The 21472-nt window shown below is 37.1% G+C and carries 18 protein-coding genes; all 18 read left to right on the top strand.

Annotation, left to right across the window (positions count from 1 at the left end):
- Positions 1 to 550: 550 nt before the first annotated feature.
- The 18 genes from ACVBIU_RS16900 (at position 551) to ACVBIU_RS16815 (ending at position 21293) form a co-directional block, all read left to right on the top strand.
- Complete coding sequence (locus ACVBIU_RS16900) at positions 551 to 3325, top strand: SLBB domain-containing protein (protein WP_447164306.1); 2775 nt, start codon at positions 551 to 553, stop codon at positions 3323 to 3325.
- 239 nt (positions 3326 to 3564) lie between these two features.
- Entirely contained in the window at positions 3565 to 3942 is a 378-nt protein-coding gene (locus ACVBIU_RS16895) for a four helix bundle protein (protein ID WP_447164307.1), read from the top strand.
- Positions 3943 to 4129: 187 nt separating this feature from the next.
- Positions 4130 to 5101, top strand: a complete 972-nt coding sequence (locus ACVBIU_RS16890) for a Wzz/FepE/Etk N-terminal domain-containing protein (protein ID WP_447164308.1) — start codon at positions 4130 to 4132, stop codon at positions 5099 to 5101.
- A gap of 686 nt (positions 5102 to 5787) precedes the next feature.
- On the top strand, positions 5788 to 7122 hold the full coding sequence (locus ACVBIU_RS16885; protein ID WP_447164309.1) for a flippase: 1335 nt from the start codon (positions 5788 to 5790) through the stop codon (positions 7120 to 7122).
- Positions 7115 to 8146 carry a polysaccharide biosynthesis protein gene (locus ACVBIU_RS16880; RefSeq protein ID WP_447164310.1) on the top strand — a complete coding sequence of 344 codons (1032 nt, stop codon included), beginning with the start codon at positions 7115 to 7117 and terminating at the stop codon, positions 8144 to 8146. The genes ACVBIU_RS16885 and ACVBIU_RS16880 overlap by 8 nt, the downstream gene beginning before the upstream one ends.
- On the top strand, positions 8130 to 9218 hold the full coding sequence (locus tag ACVBIU_RS16875) for a DegT/DnrJ/EryC1/StrS family aminotransferase (protein WP_447164311.1): 1089 nt from the start codon (positions 8130 to 8132) through the stop codon (positions 9216 to 9218). Before ACVBIU_RS16880 ends, ACVBIU_RS16875 begins: the two co-directional genes overlap by 17 nt.
- A 6-nt stretch (positions 9219 to 9224) precedes the next feature.
- Positions 9225 to 10298 carry a DegT/DnrJ/EryC1/StrS family aminotransferase gene (locus ACVBIU_RS16870; RefSeq protein WP_447164312.1) on the top strand — a complete coding sequence of 358 codons (1074 nt, stop codon included), beginning with the start codon at positions 9225 to 9227 and terminating at the stop codon, positions 10296 to 10298.
- Positions 10288 to 11226 (top strand): DapH/DapD/GlmU-related protein, encoded by a 939-nt coding sequence (locus tag ACVBIU_RS16865; protein WP_447164313.1) that lies wholly within the window; start codon positions 10288 to 10290, stop codon positions 11224 to 11226. Before ACVBIU_RS16870 ends, ACVBIU_RS16865 begins: the two co-directional genes overlap by 11 nt.
- 15 nt (positions 11227 to 11241) lie before the next feature.
- On the top strand, positions 11242 to 12432 hold the full coding sequence (locus tag ACVBIU_RS16860) for a glycosyltransferase family 2 protein (protein ID WP_447164314.1): 1191 nt from the start codon (positions 11242 to 11244) through the stop codon (positions 12430 to 12432).
- A 486-nt stretch (positions 12433 to 12918) separates the two neighbouring features.
- Complete coding sequence (locus ACVBIU_RS16855; RefSeq protein WP_447164315.1) at positions 12919 to 13827, top strand: ATP-grasp fold amidoligase family protein; 909 nt, start codon at positions 12919 to 12921, stop codon at positions 13825 to 13827.
- A 475-nt stretch (positions 13828 to 14302) separates the two neighbouring features.
- Positions 14303 to 15535, top strand: coding sequence for an EpsG family protein (locus tag ACVBIU_RS16850; protein ID WP_447164316.1), 1233 nt, complete (start codon positions 14303 to 14305; stop codon positions 15533 to 15535).
- Entirely contained in the window at positions 15528 to 16397 is an 870-nt protein-coding gene (locus tag ACVBIU_RS16845) for a glycosyltransferase family 2 protein (RefSeq protein WP_447164317.1), read from the top strand. Before ACVBIU_RS16850 ends, ACVBIU_RS16845 begins: the two co-directional genes overlap by 8 nt.
- Positions 16394 to 17473, top strand: a complete 1080-nt coding sequence (locus ACVBIU_RS16840; RefSeq protein WP_447164318.1) for a glycosyltransferase family 4 protein — start codon at positions 16394 to 16396, stop codon at positions 17471 to 17473. The genes ACVBIU_RS16845 and ACVBIU_RS16840 overlap by 4 nt, the downstream gene beginning before the upstream one ends.
- Before the next feature lie 5 nt (positions 17474 to 17478).
- A complete protein-coding gene (pssD, locus tag ACVBIU_RS16835) occupies positions 17479 to 17946 on the top strand; it encodes a PssD/Cps14F family polysaccharide biosynthesis glycosyltransferase (protein WP_447164319.1) in 468 nt (155 codons plus the stop codon).
- 1 nt (position 17947) lies between these two features.
- Entirely contained in the window at positions 17948 to 18400 is a 453-nt protein-coding gene (gene pssE / locus ACVBIU_RS16830) for a PssE/Cps14G family polysaccharide biosynthesis glycosyltransferase (protein ID WP_447164320.1), read from the top strand.
- Positions 18397 to 19347: a UDP-glucose 4-epimerase family protein gene (locus ACVBIU_RS16825; RefSeq protein ID WP_447164321.1), complete on the top strand. Its 951-nt coding sequence runs from the start codon at positions 18397 to 18399 to the stop codon at positions 19345 to 19347. Before pssE ends, ACVBIU_RS16825 begins: the two co-directional genes overlap by 4 nt.
- Before the next feature lie 9 nt (positions 19348 to 19356).
- Positions 19357 to 19905: a sugar transferase gene (locus tag ACVBIU_RS16820; RefSeq protein ID WP_447164322.1), complete on the top strand. Its 549-nt coding sequence runs from the start codon at positions 19357 to 19359 to the stop codon at positions 19903 to 19905.
- 371 nt (positions 19906 to 20276) lie between these two features.
- A complete protein-coding gene (locus tag ACVBIU_RS16815) occupies positions 20277 to 21293 on the top strand; it encodes an IS110 family transposase (RefSeq protein ID WP_447164323.1) in 1017 nt (338 codons plus the stop codon).
- The last annotated feature ends 179 nt before the right edge of the window (positions 21294 to 21472 follow it).

Here is a 21472-nt window from a genome sequence, read left to right as displayed (position 1 = left end):
TTTATGCCGTCGCTTCTATAGATGGTATAAGTATTTGATGGGCTAAAGCCCAACCTACAAAACATAACTTGCTGAATCTAGAAGTAACTCAGTCTGTTCGCTTTAGCTTTAATCTTTTGATTTTCCTAGGTCCTAGAACCTAGGAACTGTTTATAAACCTAGGATCTTTATTTCAAACCTAGAACCTTCTTTAAAAGTAGGTCGGCATTTATGCCGTCGCTTCTATAGATGGTATAAGTATTTGATGGGCTAAAGCCCAACCTACAAGACATAACTTGCTGAATCTAGAAGTGACTCAGTCTGTTCGCTTTAGCTTTAATCTTTTGATTTTCCTAGAACCTAGAACCTAGGACCTAGAACCTAGAACCTAGGATCGTCTTTGCTTTTACCGTCTCAGCTCTAAACCGTTTTTTTTAGCTTTGCTTTTACCGTAAGCGAAGCGTTCTGTAGTGACATTCAATTGATGCAAACAGTCACGTGCCGTAAGGCCGTAGGCCGTTCGTCTCAGCTCTTATCGTATTAGATTTTTAACCTCTCTCGGAGATTACTGGTGCTTAACAAGACTAAAAAACTCATCATTGCTGGTATGTCAGCGCTGATACTACTGTCAGGGCAGGCAAGTGCTATCACACCTTCTCCACAAATGATGGAGCAATTTAAAAATCTTCCAGCATCTGAGCAGCAACGCTTAGCACAGCAGTATGGTATCAACCCTTCAATGTTAGGTGGTAGCAGTAGCTCACAACCGCAACTTGAAAATCCAAACTTAGTTAATCCTCGTGCCCAGTACGATGTAAATGGCGATTTAATTCAAGTTGATCAGTTTGGTAAGCCGCTAAATGACAAATCAGACGAGCAGTTAAAATTTGAAGATGATGCAGCTAAAAAAGAGTTGAAACGCTTTGGTTATGACCTGTTTGCAGGTGAGCCAACAACGTTTGCACCAGTATCAGATGTGCCTGTACCAAGTGAATACCTTGTAGGCCCTGGTGACAACATCAAAGTACAGCTTTTTGGTAAAGACAATAAAGAGTACGACCTTGTTATCAATCGTGAAGGGGTTATCCAGTTCCCTGAGCTTGGTCCTATCTCAGTTGCAGGTTTAAGCTTTAGTGAGCTGCGCGAAACATTAACGAGTCGTATTAGCCAGCAGATGATTGGTATTCAGTCAAACATCACCATGGGCGAGCTGCGCTCTATTCGTATCTTTGTGGCCGGTGATGCATACAAACCAGGCTCATACACGGTTTCGAGCTTATCAACCATTACCCAAGCTTTGTTTGTTGCCGGTGGTATCAACGAGATTGGTTCTTTACGTAATATCCAGGTTAAGCGTAACGGCAAATTAGTCGGTAGCATGGACTTGTACGATCTACTGCTTCGTGGTGATGCATCTGGCGACATTAACTTACGCTCAGGTGATGTGGTATTCATTCCATCGGTTGGTGGTCTAGTTAGCGTAACCGGTGAAGTACGTCGCCCTGCTATTTATGAGCTTAAAAAGCATGAAACCATGGCGCAAGTAATTGAAATGGCCGCAGGCATTAAACCTGGTGCCTACCCAAGACGCAGCAGCGTTGAGCGTTTTAATGCTAATAGCCTTAAATCAATTTTAAATGTCGATTTAACATCAAATAAAGGTAAGGCAACAAAAGCCCTAGCAGGCGATGTGATCCGCGTTAAGAGTGCTACTACTCAGTACGAAGATGCCATTACGGTAGTTGGCGCAGTGGTTCGCCCGGGTAAGTATCAGTGGTATCAAGGTCAAAAAATTAGCGACTTAGTACCGTCTATTTGGGGTGACCTCTCAGTATCTGCCGATCTTGAATACGCCATCATCGTGCGTGAAATTAATAAGCAAGGTGATATTCAGGTCTATCAATTCTCACCTGTAAAAGCGATTAATGGCAAAGTGCTTTCGCAAGACTTACCACTTCAAGCACGTGATAAAGTGATTTTCTTTAACTTTAGCGACCTAACCCAAAACCGTTATGAGCTAAATAAGCTAGTTAAAGAGCGCGTACAAAAGGTTCAGTCATTATCAGGCAACTCTCTACTGGGTAACGACCTATTTGAAGCTGGATTCTCACAACTTAGCCAAAAGAAGTTCTCAGATATTAAAGAGCTTGGTGGCGTTGCCATTAATAGTCAGGGCGAAGCTGAAGATCCAACCGCTAAAGCGGTTAAAGGTGAAGTCAACAAGATGTTGGTCAACCTGTTTGAAGATAGCGATTTAATCAAGTTAAGTGGCGAGATGAACCGTGGTGAGCTACTTTACCCAATCATCATGAAGCTAAATAGCCAAGGCCGAGCTGGCGCTGGCGTAAACGCAGTAGCCATTAATGGCCGCGTTAATAACCCTGGTGTCTATCCATTAGCGGTTAATGCTCGTATCAAAGACTTAGTCACAGCTGCCGGCGGTTTAGAAGAAGGTGCCTACACACCACGCGCTGAGTTAACCAGTACTTACACTACGGTTGATGGCTCTGCAATCAAACATACCAATGTTGAGCTTGAAGCTGCGCTTCAAGGCGACGCTGCGCAAAATATCGCTTTAAAAGGCCGTGATATTTTAACCGTAATGACAACGCCTGATTGGCAAGAAAATAAGTCTGTTGAAATACGCGGTGAAGTTAAATTCCCTGGTACTTATAATATCCGCCGCGGCGAGACATTAGCAGACGTGTTAAAGCGAGCGGGTGGCTTTACTCCATATGCCTACTTACCATCGTCAGTATTTGTACGTGAGTCTGTACGCCAGCAAGAGCAGTTAGAAGTTAAAAAGCTCGCAGAACAACTACTGCGTGACGTTGCTACTCGTGGTGTATCAAAAGACGGTAACGTAATTAACTACAGCGACGCACAAATGATGCTAACAGACTTGGAAACAATCCAAGCCGTAGGTCGTTTAGTGGTTGACGTATCAGCAATCTCAGTCGGTATTAAGCAAGCCGATCTGCAATTAGAAGATAAAGACGTACTGTACGTACCATCGACTAAGCAAACCATTGCAGTAATGGGTGAAGTACAACACGCAGCGACCCATAGATTCAAAGATGGTCAAACCATTGACCAGTACCTAGCGATGTCAGGTGGTGCAAGAGAGCGAGCGGATGATGACAGAACTTATGTTATCAAGGCAGACGGCTCAGTAATGTTACCAAAGCGCTCAATGTGGTTTAGCAGTGAATCAACATTACAACCAGGCGACACTATCATTGTGCCATTAGATACCGAGTACAAAGACAACCTAACACTCTGGTCGCAAGTAACCCAAATCATCTACAACAGCGCCGTCGCATTCGCCACAGTCGCAAATCTTTAGACCGCAAAGCGGTCATAGAACGCCGTTGGCTTGCTAGAACGTTCGCAAGCTCACGGCTAGATCGCTTCGCTGCTAGAACGGACTTCGTCCTGCTATAAAGTCAAAAGCTGAAAGCAAAAAGTTGAGCCGCTCTTGTCTTTTGCTTTTATAGAATCTAGAAGGAGCGAAGCGACGTTCTCGCCGTGACGCTGTCACGACCTAGAAGCGCAGCGCTCTGTTTCACGGAAGGAGTCACTCAAATGAGATTCGAACAACTGGATGTTTGGAAAAGAGCTTCAAGATTGTCGTGCGAAATATACAAGGCCACAGAAACAGTACAAAACTGGGGCTATAAAGATCAAATTACACGTTCAGGTTTATCAGTACCTTCGAATATAGCCGAAGGTGAAGAACGAGAAACCAACAAAGAGAAAATACGCTTCTTGTATTATGCAAAAGGCTCACTCGGAGAGTTGGTTACCCAGTTATACATTGGAATTGAAATCGGCTACCTAAATAAGCAGTCTTCGATGGATATGATAAAAGAAGCTAAAGAGCTAGCTAAAATCATAGGTTCTCTTATTAAAAATAAGGAATCACAGATCAAAGAAGAAAACGCTGATTACAAAATTGACTAATTTACAGGGTAAGGTTTTTTGTCACTTGCCTTTATAGCAGCGTAGCGCTCTATCCGCGAAGCGTCCTTGGATCATCAATCCAGAGTTTTAACAAATTAATTTATCAGATACTCCGTGGCAAACTTTGCTTTTATAGAAGCGAAGCGCTCTATCCGCGAAGCGTCCTAGAATCTAGAGTCTTGATATAATGAATAAGCAAGTACAACAAAATCACACAGACGCACAGTTTCCGCATATGAACTCCGTTCATAATCCGAGCGACGATGAAATCGATCTTCGCGAGCTCTTTTCTGTCATCTGGCAAGGCAAATGGCTCATCATCGCCATCACTGCAGTTTTCGCCATTGGCTCAGTCATCTTTGCTCTAATGCAACCAAACATCTACAAGTCTGAAGCGTTACTGGCACCAGCAAGTGAAGAGCAAGGCGGTGGACTTAGCGCATTAGCGGGTCAATTCGGTGGCCTTGCTAGTATGGCGGGCATAAACCTTGGCGGTGGCGGTGGAGTCGATAAAACTCAAATGGCAATCGAAGTAATGAAGTCTCGCCAATTTGCGAGTCAGTTCATCCAAAGCCACAATATCCTGCCGGACTTGATGGCCGTAAAAGAGTGGGACATGGCATCAAATAAGTTAACTTATAATGAAGAGGCCTATAACCCGCAAACTAAAACTTGGCTACGTGAAGTTAAAGCGCCGTTCAAGCCTGAACCATCCATGCAGGAAGCTTTTAAAGAGTTCACTAAAGTGATTGCGGTAAATTCGGCCAAAGACACTGGAATGGTGACAATCTCTGTTGAGCACCTATCACCTAGCATTGCACAGCAATGGGTCACTTGGTTAATTGAAGACATTAACAAGGTGATGAAAGAGCGCGATGTTGCAGAAGCTAATCGAAGCAGTGAGTTTTTAACCAAACAAATAGCTCAAACTAACATTGCAGACATTCGTACTATTCTATATCAGCTAATCGAAGAGCAAACCAAAACTATTATGTTTGCTGAAGTACGCGACGAATACGTATTTAAAACAATTGACCCAGCATTAGTGCCAGAAGAGAAAGCAGGACCTAAAAGAGCATTAATATGCGTATTAGGCACAATGCTTGGTGGCATGATTGCTGTGATGATTGTTCTAATACGATATTTTTTGAGAAAATAAGATAACTTAATACCAAAATTGCAGATGGCCTGAAACGATCTTTATCGAATGTAAAAAATATTTAAGCGGTGCCAGCACAAAAAAATATTCGAATTTATCATAAAAAAATTATGAAAGTTTTAGCCATTGGTGGTTCTGGTTATATTAGTACTCTAATTAATCGTTGGTTGTAAATTATGCATGGTTTACAATGGTCGCAGTGAATTATGTCATAGTCCAAACAATGAATTTACTAAGCCAGAATACAATCGACGAAGTTGAACTTTATATTTAAAAGCCAGACAAAAATTATTAAATGCTCTGTAATGATAGAATCAAAACACTACTGCATTTAAATAGCAAGAGAAAATAAGTATTTGACTATATAAAAAGTTACTTGTAGATAAATATAAACTTTCTTAGCTCCGAACGTCAATAACTATAGTAATGTTTAAGGGAGAGGCTGTATTAAAAATACTGTGAATAGTTATTATTTAGATAAATAGGACTACGATATCATAACTATTACTGGATAGGTAGTTTATGCGATGTCAGATTAATACATTTAAATGTTACGCTGATAATGGTCTATTTAAATTTAGCGGGTTGTGAGATTTTATTTCATTTGAATGAAATAGTTATTATTTTTTTAAATGAAATTGCCGTATTTAAAGGATTGTTGGCGGCGAGTATTTTTATGGCTATTAATGTTTTATGAAAAATATGGGTTGTTAATAATAAAGCTAATGAAACTTCTTGATAAAATAAATAGTTTTAAAAATAATGCCGGTATCATGAAGTATTTTAGAAATACATCATGGCTAGTAGCCGATAACGCAGTAAAACTTATTGTTGGCTTATTCATCGGTGCATGGGTTGCTCGGCATTTAGGTCCTCAAAATTATGGTGTGTTTTCCTATGCAGCTAGTTTCGTCGCCATATTTGCAGGGCTAGCGACCCTTGGTCTTGATAGTATTGTTGTTCGGGAATTAGTAAATAAAGAACATCCAAATGGAGAAGTTCTAGCAACAACATTTATTTTAAAAGTTATTGGAGGAGTAGGAGCGCTAATTTTATTATGTGTAGGTTTAATTGTTGCTGAATTGCCTAATGAGATAATGTTAATTACGTTGATAATGGCTTTCTCTTTTGTTTTTCAAAGTTTTAACTTTATAAGGTTATACTTTCAAAGCGTCGTTAAAAGTAAGTATGTTGTTATAGCTAATATAAGTTCTGTTATTATTAGTGCTATTATAAAGGTAACGTTAATTATAATTGATGCTCCGCTCATTGATTTTGCAAAAGTATTTTTGTTTGATGCTTTTTCATTGTCTGTATTTTTAGCGTATTTATATATAAAGAAAACGAACTTTAAGTTTGTTGATTACTCATTTAGCCTGCCTTTAGCAAAAGATCTACTTAAAGATAGTTGGCCTCTCATTTTCGCAGCAGTCGCCTCCGTTATAAAATTAAAGCTTGGGCAGGTAATGCTTGGAAATTTAGGCAGCTTTGAAGATGTTGGTTATTATGCCGCAGCCTCGCGTCTATCTGAATTATGGTTTCTTATACCAGTGCTGCTAGGCTCTTCAATTTATCCAGCATTAATAAACGCGAGACAAGATGGTCCAGCTCTATTAAAATCTAGAGTGTTGACAATTACGAAAGCAATGCTTGCTTTTGCGATACCATTTGCAATTATAGTGTCATTTTTATCTGAGTTTGCTATGACATTTTTATTTGGACAAGAATTCAAAGAGGCTGGGCAGTATTTATCACTTCAAATTTGGTCAGGTCTCCCTTATGTTGTTTTGTTTGCTTATTCTCAGGTAACTTATATCGAGGGGAAAACTCGAATTCACCTATATTTGGCGATTTTATCAATTGTTTCTATCACTATTTTTAATTATTGGTTAATACCGATATTTGGCGGAATAGGCGCTGTTTATGCATCTTTAATTACAACGGTATTTAGTAGTTGCTTAATGATAATTTTAATAGAAAAAGATATTAAAATATTTACGAAAGGTTTTAAATATGTTTAAGAATAAGGTTTTAATGATTACCGGTGGTACAGGATCTTTTGGTAATGCTGTTTTAGATCGTTTCATAAATTCAGAGATTAAAGAAATAAGAATTTTTAGTCGAGATGAGAAAAAACAAGAAGACATGAGAATAGAATACAAAAGCGACAAGCTAAACTTTGTTGTTGGTGATATTCGAGATTTTAATAGCATTAATAATGCTATGCGTGGAGTTGATTATCTTTTTCATGCTGCCGCATTGAAGCAAGTTCCATCATGTGAATTTTATCCAATGGAAGCCATTAAAACGAATTTGTTGGGTGCCGAAAATGTTCTGGAAGCTGCTGCAGCAAATAACGTGGATAAGGTTGTAGTATTAAGTACTGACAAAGCTGTTTACCCTATTAATAGCATGGGCATGACAAAAGCGTTGATGGAAAAACTTGCGATATCAAAAGCAAGGGATCAAAGAGTTAAAGATAATCATGGTGTAATATGCGCAACAAGGTATGGCAATGTAATGGCCTCAAGAGGGTCTATTATTCCATTGTTTATTAATCAAATAAAAAGTGGTCTTCCGCTTACCATAACTAATCCGAAAATGACTCGATTTATGATGTCTTTAGTCGATTCCGTTGATTTGGTTCTATTCGCCTTTAAAAATGCTAATCCAGGTGATATTTTTGTTCAAAAGTCTCCTGCCGCAACCGTTGGTGATCTTGCTATTGCTTTGAAAGAACTATTTAATGCTGACAATGAAATTAAAATAATTGGAGAGCGTCACGGCGAAAAATTATTTGAATCTCTTTGTGGCCGAGAAGAAATGGCTAAAGCAACTGATATGGTAGATTTTTATCAAGTCCCCGCTGACTATAGAGATTTAAATTATACTAAATATATTCAAGACGAAGCCCAAAAGTTAGATGTTGATGAATACAATTCACACAATACAAAAAGATTAAGCATAGGTGAACTTAAAGAGCTATTGCTAACTTTAGATTATGTAAAAGCAGAGTTGGAGAATGTTAATGATACCTTTAATTAAGACATTTATGCCACCAAAAGATAAGTTAATGCCAGAGCTTGAAAAAGTATTATATTCAGGTTTTATCAATCAGGGTGAAGCTGTAGATGAGTTTGAAAAGGAGTTAGCATCGTATTTAGGGAATTCTAATTGTTTGACGGTAAACAGTGGTACAGCAGCTCTTCATATAGCATTAATTCTTGCTGGTGTAAAAGAAGGAGATGAAGTCATTTCCACTGCTCTGACTGCAGAGCCTACAAATACAGTAATAACACAAACGGGTGCTAAGATTGTTTGGGCGGACATTGATTTAAAAACAGGTAATCTTTCTCCTGAAGATGTAGAGAAAAAAATAACAAGTAAGACCAAAGCCATTATGGTGGTAGACTACGCCGGTGTACCAATGGATATTAAAAAATTTCAACAGATTGAAGAAAAATATGGTATTCCTATAATCGAAGATGGCGCACATGCCTTTGGTGCTTCTTTTGAAGATAAGAAGATTGGTAACCATTTTAAATATACTATTTTTTCATTTCAAGCTATAAAACATCTAACCACTGTAGATGGCGGGGTTTTATGTATTAAGGATAAAGATGAATTTGAAAAAGCAAAGTTAATTCGCTGGTTTGGAATTAGTAAAAGCGTTACTCGAAAAGAAAATGATATTAAAGTCCAAGGTTATAAATATCATATGAATAATGTGAATGCGACAGTAGGACTCGTTCAGCTTAAATACATTAGCGACATCATAGATAAATATATAGATAATGGCAAATTCTATGATGACGCATTGAAAAATATCCCAGATTTAGAATTACTCGAGTATTATCAAAATTCGCAACCATCATATTGGCTTTACACGGTTAAGGTAAAAAATAAACAGGAATTTATAAATACTCTGAATGCTAAAGGCGTTATGGCTTCAGATTTACATAAACGGAACGATCTACATACTGTTTTTAATGAAAGCCTGGTGTCATTACCTAATTTGGACAAATTTGAAGAAGAGTGGGTCCATATTCCATGCGGCTGGTGGGTAACAGAAGAGGACCGTGAATATATTGTTCGTACTATTAAAGAAGGTTGGTAAAGAACAGTGATTCCATTATTTAAGGTTTTCATGCCTGAGACTGTCACCGATGGTATTAATCAGATATTATTTTCTGGTCAATTAAGTTACGGAATACATACAAAAGAATTCGAAAGTAAATTACGATCCTATGTTGAAAATGAGAATATATTGACAATATCGGGGAATTCCATTTTTTTTGCATTAAAATTAATTGATATAAAACCTGAAGATGAGGTTATTGTATCACCTATGAGTTGTTTAATGACAACTCAACCTATCATATACGCTGGTGGGAAAGTAGTTTGGGCTGATATAGACCCTTTAACAGGTTCATTAGACCCTCAAGATGTAGAAAAAAAAATAACGAAGAATACAAAAGCAATTATTCATTATCATTGGGCTGGAAATCCGGGTCATATTGATGAGATAAATGAAATTGCAAAAAAATATGGAATAACAGTTATTGAAGATGCAACTGAATCTTTTGGTGCTGAATATAAGGGGAATAAATTAGGGAATACAAAAACAGATATAGTCTGCTTTTCATTTACTCCTGTTCGATTGCCGAATGCGATTGATGGTGGAGGCTTAGCAATTAATGAGCGTGCATTGTATAAAAAGGCTCTGATTATGAGAGATCTTGGAATAAATCGTGAGATTTTTAGAGATGAACACGGTGAAATATCAGAGCATTGTGATATTGATTCTATAGGTGACTCAACAGCTATGAATAATATTTCTGGTTATGTAGGTTCTTTACAGATGCCTTTTATAAATTCGCTTATAAGCCAGCAGAGAGACAATGCTCTGCGTTGGGAAAAACACTTCGAAAATGACTCTAGTGTTCGTATACTTCGAAAAAGAGATGGAGTTAGCCCATCCTATTGGGCCTATACAATCTTATGCGAGAATAGGGATGAGTTATTGGTCGAGCTACGCGAGAAGGGGATCTATGCATCTAAAGTGCATCTTAGGAATGATCTTTACTCGATTTTTATGAGTCGTGCTAGTGACTTTAAAGGCGTTAACGAGTTTTCAAGTAAGCAATTGAATTTACCATGTGGTTGGTGGATGAAAGAGGCTGATTATGACTTTTAGAAGCATTGAACTACAAAGTATTTCTGACATACTCGGTGTAGAGCTTTTAGGAAAAAATGTTGTCGTTAATGCATTGAACTTAGCCAATAGAATGTTAATAGGAAAAAACTTAACTTATATTGGACATGAAACTTATTTAAAGTATTTAGCGCAAGAAGAAATTGTCGGTGTGATGATTTCTGAGGAGCATTTTCAACTACTAGACTCAAATCTAAAAAATAGTATTTCATTTTTTGTTGTCGACAATCCAGAAAAAGAGTTCTACAACCTTCATAATTATTTATATGAAAATACAGATTTTTATATATCTCCTTCAGAATCGGTATCAATACGTGGCAAAAATTTAATTATACATCCAACTGCTGTAATAGATGATGGTGTAACCATACAAGATAATGTGATAATAGGTGCTAATGCTGTTATTCATACAGGGACCGTTGTTGGTAGTAATGTAACCATTAATGCTGGAGCTGTAATTGGCGAGCAAGGTTTTCAAGTTTTATATAATGCTGATGTCCCTTACCTAGTAAAACATGTTGGCGGCGTTAAGATTGGCGACAATGTAAGTATCGGTGCTAACTGCTGTATTGCTAAAAGCTTGTTCGATGGTTATACCGAAGTAGGTAGCTCAACGAAAATCGATAATTTAGTATCAATTGCCCACAATTGTAAGATTGGTAATAACTGCGTATTAACTTCTGGTGTTATTATGACTGGAAGCGCCATACTTGACGACGGTGTTTGGTTAGCACCTAATGCAGTAGTGCTAAATAAGCTGAAAGTTGGTAGGGAGAGCCTTGTTGGTGCTCTCTCTTTAGTTACAAAAGATATCGATAAATATACTAAAACCTTTGGCTTGCCAGCTGTAAATAAAGGCACGACAACGACTAAACTAGCTAAGAAAAACAATAAAAAAATGCAGAATTAAGGTGTAAGGTGCTCCATGGAAAATAAAAAGGTCAAATACAGTTTTATCCTTCCCGTATACAATGGACTTGAATATTTACCAACTTGTATTAACACAGTTATAAGTCAAAATTATAATGATTATGAGTTAATTATTGTTGATGATTGCTCTACGGATGGAACTAGAGAGTATTTGGGGACACTTGAAAATGAGCATATTAAAGTAGTCTATCAGGAAGAAAACTTAGGGGCTATAGGGAACTTTTCTGATGCAATCACATATGCATCAGGAGAGTGGGTTATGTTTTTAGGTGTTGATGATGGTTTGCAAATTTATTTTTTTGAACTGGCAGATAAATTAACAGATATATGCAATAAAGAAAAACTGCGGGTTATAGCGTCTAGTAGAGCCCACTTTTTCTGGGAGGGTGCGGCTAAGTTACATGGGGATAAAGTTGTTCAATATACAGCTAGGAAAGAATTCTCAATTTTAGATTCCAGAAAAGAAGTTTACTTAGCACTTTTTGGTGCTCAGCCGTATTTTGAACTACCTCAAATGTACTGTAATTCTTTATTCCATGCATCGATAATAACAGAGGCTAGGGAAAAACAAGGCGGTACTTTATTCTCAACAATTCCACCAGATGCTAATTTGGCGGCAATTGCATTATCGTTAGAACCAAGGTATTTAAAATCATTCATACCTCTTGGATGGGTTGGTACTTCTTCATCTAGAACAGAGTACCCGGGAAAGGGGTGTGATGAAGATGGTTTTATTTCAGATGGTATTAAATATAACTTAGTTGCGGGGAAACCTGCAGTCGGCTCTTTGTGCTTATACTTATGGAATGCTTTATTGAGTACAAGCTCCCTTCGAAAAGCGTCTAATATTGATTTTTTTAGAAGCGGACTTTTTAAAGTGCTGGTTCTATCTTCAGCATATTCAGAGTTGCGGAAAAGAGGTGTTATTAGTAAGCGAAGAGAGCTATTCAATGAGATATTAGACTATAATAATGTATCATCTGTCATTGTAGTTGGTTTTTCCTATGTAATAGGGGCTATTAGTTCTTTCTTATTTTTCCAGCGTAGAGTGTTAAACAAACTTAAAAATATATTCATGCAATCTTATCAAATCAAACTCAACAGGGTTGAAGGTATTTGTATGTTAGAAGAGTCGAAAAAAATTAACGAGAAATTAGGTAACGTTTTAGGTAAGAATGAAAAGTAAACAGTGACATTATTTAGACGTTCCCTTCTAGATGAATCTACCTTACTGGCTAGACGAACGTGTGTAATTTGATTAACTAAGCAATAAAACCCAGCTTGCTTTAAACGATTGAATCGCTTTGAATAATCAAAATCTCCTTCAGTTACAATTTAGCTCTCGGGCAGAATTTATTTGTCTGTCGTGAAAATTAGATTAAATAGTAATGTCATTTAAGTGGGTGAAACAAAAGACGTTAAGCTTAACTATAATCAAAAAATAAATTGAAGGTAAATTGAAATAGGCTCTTCTTGGTAATAAATAGATTCGTTATAGGACGAGCGTAAACTTTGTGTGCTGTATTAAAGTCCTACTTGTTGTTGGTGACAATAAGCTTGCACTATCAATATATAACTATAGCTTTATATTTTTACTGCCTAAAGAAAGATGCTCGGTTATAAACAATCGCAAAAAATTTTCGCTTTTCTTTTGTAGAGTACTGGAAAAATAATGAAGAATTTATTAAAAAAAATAATACCTGATTTTTTATTGGACATAATAAAAAAGTATAAGTATAGAGTTAACAGGGGGCGAGACTTCTTTAAAAACCATGGGTATGAGTTAAATATTAAAGATCCCAAGACATTTAGTGAAAAACTTTATTACCGAAAATACTATGGTAACTTTGATAACATGGCTTTATTTGCCGACAAGTATAAGGTAAGAGATTATGTATCAGAAAAGGTTGGTTCGGAATATTTAATTCCCCTTTTAGGTGTCTATAAAAGTTTTTCTCATGAGGATTGGAGAAAGCTTCCAGAAAAATTCGTATTAAAATCTAACCATGGTAGTGGAGCGAACCATCTGCAAATAGTTACAAATAAGCAAAGTGAAAAAGTTGGAAGTGTAATTAAGAAGTTTGACAGAGCGCTGAAGGAGTCTTTTGGTATTATAAAACAAGAACCGTTTTATGCCAGGATTGATAAGTTAATAATCGCTGAACAGTATCTGGAGTCAGAAACCTTAACCCCTAACGACTATAAGTTCCACTGTTTCAGAGATAAAATATTTATTCAGGTAGATAGTGACCGATATGAAGGTCATAAGCGAAGTATCTTTGATGTTAATTGGAACAAAATGAATTTTCGCCTAGATTCAAAATTCTCAGCAGTTTCTGACTGCTCACCACCTGAGAACTTAGCTGAAATGATCGAGATAGCAAAAAAACTATCTGAGGATTTTGATTATATTCGAGTGGATCTTTACAATGTTAATGGGAAAATCTACTTTGGTGAGCTTACCCAAACCCATGGTAATGGCACTGAAGATTTTAAACCCAATAGGGTTGACCGAGAGTGGGGCGATTACTGGGAATTAGATAGAGAGAACAAAGAACTCTATCAATTGAGGGGAAAATAAACTAAAGGTTCTCTTTTTTGTAGTTTCATGCTTTAGAGAAAAGTTTGTAATCATGGTAGTTACGTATCAATTTTTTAAATGGCCAACATGTTGCCAGCATGGATACTGATTTAGTTCTTTAAGCTTAATTATAAAGGTTAATTTAACTGTAAGTCTTACTGTTGCTTTAATGTACTTAATGTTTTGCATCTAATTGTTATCTAGTGGTTGGGATTGGTGCGATACATGCTGCTTTTAAACTATCTACCCACAAGATTAACGCAAACGCAACGGTCTGTTATCCTTATAAATTTTGCATTATTAATTAAATATTTTTATTCTATAGACGGTTAAACATCTTTTTGATGTTTTATAACCTATTCAAGTTCTAAGATTAATATGTTGAGTGAGCGGCTCTAATCGCTTCATGAATAATAGGTTTAATAATTGGCAAGTAAGAGCAAGTTTGCTTACTAAGTTAAGTAGAGTCATATAAATGAATTTTTCTGGATTTATTACATCAGAGGCACAAAGAACAATAGCGGTTATTTTTTTTCTTTTATTTTGCTATTTGATACTACCTGGGCCTGCATATATAGCTGTTTTGGCATTTTTAGTAGTGATTATACCTAACTTTAAAAGTCATCTAGTAGCAACGTTAACGATATTTTATTTTTCGTTTTTGATTGCTAGTCGATACAGTGGTATTGTTTGGGATGGTTCCGATGATTTACCATCATATTTTCTTGCTTATGACGCTATAACATCTGGAGAAAGGGACTCTATTAGTGCGTCATTCTTTTATGCTAAGCATTTGGATATTGGTTTTATTGCTCTGACTAAATTAATTAATTACTTGTCTGGTGGGAATCGATTTATATATTATTTTACTTTAGTTTTTGCCTCCTTTTTTACGTATTATCTGTTCCTATTTAGAGCATTGAAAGGGCGTTATGCTTTATTTGCTCTCCTTATATTTTTACTTTACTTTAAAAATATTCATCTTTCCATGCATATCCTTCGAAGTAGTTTGGCAATACCTTTAATCTTACTCTCTTTAACATTTACCTCTAATAAAAAGTATATTATGTTCTTTTTTGCGGGCACTTTCCAGGCTTCAACAGCCGTGCTTGCAGCCTTAACATTAATTCCTAGGGATTTTGTAACTCGTTTCTCTATTGTTCAAAAAATATCATTTATAACATTGTTAGTAGTTAGTTTTGCTGTGATTGGACAAGTGTACTTGTTTGGCAAGATAGTACATGCAAGGTTTTCCATAGGTGTAGGTAATTACCCGATAATTTTAGCTAATATAGTCGTAGGTGTTAGCTTTATTTTTATTTCTCATAAGAGTGTTATTGGCAAAGATGATGGTGTTAAATGGATTTACTTCTACGTGTACTTTATTCTTGTTAGTCTTCTTAGCCTTGTATTTAGTCATCACACATATCGGTTTAGTCAGTTCATTCTTTACTTGACTCCATTTGTAATAACGCTTTCTGTTTTCTCTAGATATAGATTAGATTATTTGCAGTATGTGTTAGCTATACTTTATATCTCAGGATCCTATTACACCTATTATTATATATTGAATTTAAATGAATCTGATTTTTACTATCTACAATCAAGTGATATACTTATCAATGGTGTCTCTCAAATTTTACTTTTCTTTGATTATGTGGAGATGGATGTAGGTTATTCTAGTTTTTGGCGAGTAAAAGGTGAATAGTATTAAAGTTTCAGTTGTTATACCAGTCTATAATCGAGCTAATCTAATTGATAATACGCTGAATAGTGTTTTAGCTCAGACTTATAAGAATATAGAAGTCATCATTGTTGATGATTGTTCAGACGATAGCGCTGAACTCAAAGCTAAGCTAGAGCATTATGGTCTAGATATTATTTACATTCGCCATGCAATTAATAAGCATGGCGGTGCGTCTAGAAATACTGGTATCGATGCGTCCACTGGTGACTATATTGCTTTTTTGGATTCTGATGATATTTGGGCGCCTGATAAAATTGAGCAATGTATCAATAGAGGCACGGTTGAAAATGAAATATTATATTCAAAGATAGAAGATAGAGGTTCAGTCAAACCTACTTTTGCATTTAATAATATTAAAAATGTTGATGAATACTTAATTGTCGAACGGCAAGCAATGCAAACTTCATCACTTTTTATGCGCTCAAGCTTTGCAAAGGCTGTGAGATTTGATCCTAGCCTTAAAAGGTTTCAAGATACTGACTTTATCATTCGAGCTCAAAAGCTGTTCGATGCTAAGTTTTCTCTTATAGAATCTGTTTTAGTATATATGAGTGATGATGATAAAGGGAGTCGAATCTCATCATCAGTCGATCCTCAACCTGCAAATATTTGGCTAAACAAGATCAGTTCATTATTGACTGAAAAGTCCATAGCCGTTTTTACATTTAATCGTATTATAAATTATTCATCCAATTCGTTACCGAGGGTGATGCTGTTTGATATTTTTATAAAGCGGCAGTGTTATAAATATCTTTTTAACTTGGACTTTAAAGTGTTTGTTAAATGTATTTTAGGCTCATATCAGAGTAAGTTTCGACGATGAAAATTAAGTTTGTATCTAATCTCTATCCGACTAAAGACAAGCCTTTTAAAGGCTCTTTTGTTAGGAACGTTCTCGAAGGATTTGAGAAGAAAGGGGGGCAGATCTCTTTAATTAATTTACATGATAGTAGTAATAGTAAACTGGGTAAGTTAATCGATTACATGCAGTTTACCTGGCGCTCTTTTGTCTCAGGTTTAAAATCAGGTGAAGGGGAAATACACTATGTTCATTATACATCCCACTCTTCTCTTGGGCTGATATTCGCTTCGCTATTTAAGTCCAAAGAAAAGCTAGTTATTGTTTCCAATGTTCATGGAAGTGATGTTGTGCCAGGGGTGAATGGTTTGTTTTCTAGCATCAAAGTTATGATTTCTCGGAAAATATTGGGTATATCTACACTGATTGTTTCACCATCTGGTTATTTCAAAAATATTCTGACAGAACAATACGGGATAGCAGAAGATACAGTTGTTGTTAGTCCTTCGGGGGGGATTGATGCTTCAGTGTTTGGCATTTCAACGACAGTGCAAAAAAAGTTTACGTTCGGCTATGTTGGCAGGCTTGAAGAAAACAAGGGTGTGTTTGAGCTTTTGGAAGCATTTCGTTCAAATCAACTGGATAACCCGAATTCAACACTCCTATTGGTTGGATCCGGTAGTTGCGAAGCTCAACTAAATGATATTGCAAGTTCAATGACTGGAGTCACAATCCAAAAGGGAATGAGTCAGCGTGAGTTGGTCAATATCTATCAATCAATTAGCTTTCTCGTTTTTCCTTCTAAAGCATCGGAAAGCCTTGGGTTAATACCTATCGAAGCCATGATGTGTGGTGTGCCTGTTTTATCATCGACCATCGGAGCTACGAAGGACTATATTATTTCCGATATGTGTAAACTGTCTTTTGAGCCCGGTAGCAAAAATGAGTTAGCTGCGGCGTTAAAGATTGCCACCGATATGTCAAAATTCGATTACTTACGACTTAGTGAATTAGCTACAAAAACGGCGAGTAATTATTCTTCGAGTAAAGTGATTGATGAGCTTTATCACGTGTTCGAATCCCGTTTAAGTAAAAGGTAAAGTAAATGAAAAATATTGCTATCGTATTTGGTTGCGGTGGACATAGAGCCCAAGCCAATAGGTTTTACCAAACCTTTTCTCAAGATGAAAATATTGATTTTTACGGTATTACAGATGAAGGGTTAGCTCCCAATTGGTGTAAAGAGTTTTTGGTCTTGGGTCAATTTAGAGACAAATATTCAGGGAAAAGTATTTCACTGGTAAAATTCATGTCTAATATTTTAAAAGCATACAAGTTTTTACGTGACAACAATATATCCACATTGGTTTCCTTTGGCCCTGGAGTAGCTATTTTTGTTGGGATAGCGGCAAAATTATCGGGCTGCTCTATTATCCACTTTGAAACTTGGTCTAAGTTTTACTCCCCTACAATGACGACAAAGGTGATGAAGCATCTAACAAAGAACATTTTTATTCAAAATGTAGAATTAAATGATTCAATTCCGTATGGAAAGTACGTGGGTAGGTTTTAGTATGAATATATTAGTCACAGTTGGGACTACAGCGTTTGATGAACTCATAGAGATCATTGATGAGTCATTCGAAGGAGACAATTCTGTAAACATCATCGCGCAGACTTCATCTAGTTCGAATTACACCCCTAAAAATTTCGATTCGTTCCACTTTAGTGATGAATTTCAATCATATGTTGACTCGGCGGATTTAATTGTTACTCATGCTGGCGCAGGTTCGGTTTATTCCATGCTCGAAATTAGTAAAAAGTTAGTTGTCGTGCCAAATTTAACGCGCGCCGACAATCACCAACTTGAACTTGCCAATTATGTCCAAGATAATAACTTTGCGATGTCATGCTTTGATTTAGCAGAAATTAAAAATTGTATCAAACAGGCTACACATATTAATTTCGCACCTTATCGATGTGAGAAGTTTTTCGGTCATAGCATTATTCGGGAGTTACTTAAATGAATGTGCTTGTAACAGGTGCTTCCGGTTTTATCGGCACAAGGTTGCTTGAGAGACTTGATTTACCATTTGTCAAAGCCTTAGGACGAAATCTACCAGCAAACTTTCCTAGCTCTCAGTTTTATAAAAGAGTTATCAGCAGCTGTACTAACTACTCAGACGTTTTGCATAATATTGATACTGTTATTCATCTAGCTGCGCGTGTCCATGTGATGAATGACTCCGTGGTTAATCCGTTAGAAGACTACAGAGAAGTTAACAGCCTTGGAGCTGCAAATCTAGCTCGTCAAGCGGCAGCTTCTGGAGCGAAACGATTCGTTTATGTTAGCAGTATTAAGGTTAACGGTGAGGGAACTACACTAGGCAATCCATTTACATCGTTCAATGATAAAGCGCCAGAGGATGACTATGGGATCTCGAAAGCAGAAGCAGAGGAGGAACTCTTAGCTATAGGTAGGGAGACCGGGATAGAGGTTGTGATTGTAAGGCCAACTCTCGTCTACGGTCCAGGTGTTAAGGCAAACTTTGCTTCATTAATGAATCTAGTTTCAAAAGGTATTCCTTTACCATTTGGTTGTATCACAAATAACAGGCGTAGCTTAGTATCCGTAGACAACTTAGTGGATCTAATTGTTACTTGCATAGATCATCCAAAAGCTACGAATCAAGTATTTCTTGTTTCTGATGATCATGACGTTTCTACATCAGAAATGGTCTGCCAGATGGCTAAAGCATTAGGTAAATCCAATCGACTGCTGCCTGTTCCGCTATGGTGTTATCACGTTGTCGGTAAGCTAACGGGAAAAACGGCTGTGATAAGTCGTTTATTAGGTTCGCTACAGGTGGATATTACGCATACAAAAAGTACGCTGAATTGGGTACCGCCACAAACGCTTGAGCAAGGTTTTAAAGAAACCGCAGAATATTTTCTTCTTAATAAAAATAAATAGAGTACATAAATGACACGTCTTATCGATTTTTTCGCAGCCTTTTTTGGTTTGTTATTGCTTTGGCCCGTTCTACTTATTGTTACTATTATCGGCATGTTTGATACTGGCTCGCCGATTTTTGTTCAAACTCGTGTGGGCCGAAATAAAAAGCCATTTAAATTGATTAAATTCCGCACTATGTCGGTTGAGACTAAGTCAGTAGCCAGTCACTTAGCCAGTAATGCGTCAATTACAAAGTTAGGTAGTTTTTTACGTAAAACTAAGATTGATGAATTACCACAACTGATTAATGTGGTTAAAGGCGAAATGAGCTTGGTTGGTCCACGTCCAAATTTATTTAACCAAGAAGAATTGATTAAAGAGCGTGATGCATTAGGTGTTTATGATGTTTTACCTGGTGTTACAGGTTTAGCCCAAGTTCAAAATATTGATATGTCTACTCCTGCTTTGTTAGCCAAAACGGACAAGCAGATGATTGATAGCCTAACTGTTAAAGATTACTTCAAGTACATCATGATGACGGTCACAGGCAGTGGTTCAGGTGACGCGGTAAAATAAGCAATATTTTGTCGTTACTAAACTATTTGCCTATCTAGATAGGCAAATAGTTTCAGCTACTTGTACATATCATAGCTGATAATAAATTGTATATTCATCTGTTCGAAAGTGCTTTAATCCATTTAAATGTTTCAAGTACTGAATCACACATTTTTAGAGCGATGCTATCGCTTTCCCTAAATAATAACGGTGTTTTGTCATCAAATAACTCACCATTAATCCCGTTTGTCTTATACAGATGAGTCGATGGTAAAAATCCATATCTTTCCATTCCAATCCATGCACTTAACAACTCCTCATTAATAAGATGGTACGCCCCAACCTAGTGTTAAACTCCAGTTTGTCTGGTTAACAAAGAAGAGGTGATCATCATGTCTAACTTTCGCGTTATAGGTATTGATTTAGGTAAAAGCACATTTCATCTTATTGCTCATGACTATGCAGGTAGGGAAGTGCTTCGTAAGAAATTAACCAGACCGAGGCTGATTCAATTCTTATCCATTCAAGAGCCAACCATCATTGCAATGGAAGCCTGTGGTGGCTGCCATTGGCTGGCTAGAAAATGTGAGTCATATGGTCATCAAGTTAAATTGATCCCCGCTCAATATGTAAAACCTTACGTTAAAACTCACAAAAATGACTTCATTGATGCGGATGCCATTGCTGAAGCGGCAATGAGGCCCAGCATGAGATTCACATCACCAAAAAGTGAAACCGCACAAGTCGCCACTGTCATTCGTCGTATACGTTCGGGCTACATCAAAGAAAGAACTGCCAGCATGAATAGAATTGGCTCTATGTTGCTTGAGTTTGGTATGAGCTTTCCTAGAGGCCATGCCCATATGAAAAAGTTGTTCCAATGGCTAGCAGATAAAGGTGAACCGATCCCTTTAACATTGATGGTCGAGTTGCAGGAGTTACATGAATACTACAAACATCTGAACGAATTAATAAAAAAACAAGATAGGAAATTGCAGTTGTTACTTAATGAAAACCCATTAATGCAGTTACTACAGTCAATACCTGGTGTAGGGCCAATGACAGCTGCTTGTTGCTTATCAAATGTAGGGAACGCATCAGATTTTAAGAATGGCCGAAATTTTGCGGCTTGGATTGGTCTGGTTCCGTTTCAATACTCCACTGGGGGAAAGACAAGGATGCTTGGCATTTCTAAACGGGGTAATAAAGAACTGCGAGAATTGTTTGTTGATGCCGCACGAGTCATTGTGTCAAGGCCTGAGACATCTGAGCGGTATTTTGGTCATTGGTTAACAGAGTTAAGAATGAGGAAACCGTTCAATGTTGCGGTTGTCGCATTAGCGAATAAATTAGCGCGTATAGCTTGGTCAGTAATGACAAGCCAGAAAGCGTTTGAATTAAGAGTTTAAATCGAGTTACTACCGAGTTTGCAGATGATAAAAATAGATGACAAAACGGTTAGACCACCAGATTGAAGACCTGATGGACAGAACAGCAATTAATATGCTTTCTCGTTTTTGAGGACAATCTGGCGCGGATCTCATCGTAGAGCTGGGACTAATGAAGGTCTCAACAGACTCTGAATACA

It is taken from the genome of Shewanella sp. 30m-14, from assembly GCF_052977125.1.
Note: the sequence above shows the minus strand (reverse complement) of the source record. Positions and strands in the feature narration are given on the sequence as shown.

What these genes read in the sequence shown, in the direction of transcription:
- ACVBIU_RS16825 (WP_447164321.1), top strand. Translation starts at nt 18,397, where the DNA reads ATGAATGTGCTTGTAACAGGTGCTTCCGGTTTTATCGGCACAAGGTTG.
- ACVBIU_RS16815 (WP_447164323.1), top strand. Translation starts at nt 20,277, where the DNA reads ATGTCTAACTTTCGCGTTATAGGTATTGATTTAGGTAAAAGCACATTT.
- ACVBIU_RS16875 (WP_447164311.1), top strand. Translation starts at nt 8,130, where the DNA reads ATGATACCTTTAATTAAGACATTTATGCCACCAAAAGATAAGTTAATG.
- ACVBIU_RS16865 (WP_447164313.1), top strand. Translation starts at nt 10,288, where the DNA reads ATGACTTTTAGAAGCATTGAACTACAAAGTATTTCTGACATACTCGGT.
- ACVBIU_RS16895 (WP_447164307.1), top strand. Translation starts at nt 3,565, where the DNA reads ATGAGATTCGAACAACTGGATGTTTGGAAAAGAGCTTCAAGATTGTCG.
- ACVBIU_RS16880 (WP_447164310.1), top strand. Translation starts at nt 7,115, where the DNA reads ATGTTTAAGAATAAGGTTTTAATGATTACCGGTGGTACAGGATCTTTT.
- ACVBIU_RS16840 (WP_447164318.1), top strand. Translation starts at nt 16,394, where the DNA reads ATGAAAATTAAGTTTGTATCTAATCTCTATCCGACTAAAGACAAGCCT.
- ACVBIU_RS16855 (WP_447164315.1), top strand. Translation starts at nt 12,919, where the DNA reads ATGAAGAATTTATTAAAAAAAATAATACCTGATTTTTTATTGGACATA.
- pssD (WP_447164319.1), top strand. Translation starts at nt 17,479, where the DNA reads ATGAAAAATATTGCTATCGTATTTGGTTGCGGTGGACATAGAGCCCAA.
- ACVBIU_RS16890 (WP_447164308.1), top strand. Translation starts at nt 4,130, where the DNA reads ATGAATAAGCAAGTACAACAAAATCACACAGACGCACAGTTTCCGCAT.
- pssE (WP_447164320.1), top strand. Translation starts at nt 17,948, where the DNA reads ATGAATATATTAGTCACAGTTGGGACTACAGCGTTTGATGAACTCATA.
- ACVBIU_RS16860 (WP_447164314.1), top strand. Translation starts at nt 11,242, where the DNA reads ATGGAAAATAAAAAGGTCAAATACAGTTTTATCCTTCCCGTATACAAT.
- ACVBIU_RS16850 (WP_447164316.1), top strand. Translation starts at nt 14,303, where the DNA reads ATGAATTTTTCTGGATTTATTACATCAGAGGCACAAAGAACAATAGCG.
- ACVBIU_RS16885 (WP_447164309.1), top strand. Translation starts at nt 5,788, where the DNA reads ATGTTTTATGAAAAATATGGGTTGTTAATAATAAAGCTAATGAAACTT.
- ACVBIU_RS16820 (WP_447164322.1), top strand. Translation starts at nt 19,357, where the DNA reads ATGACACGTCTTATCGATTTTTTCGCAGCCTTTTTTGGTTTGTTATTG.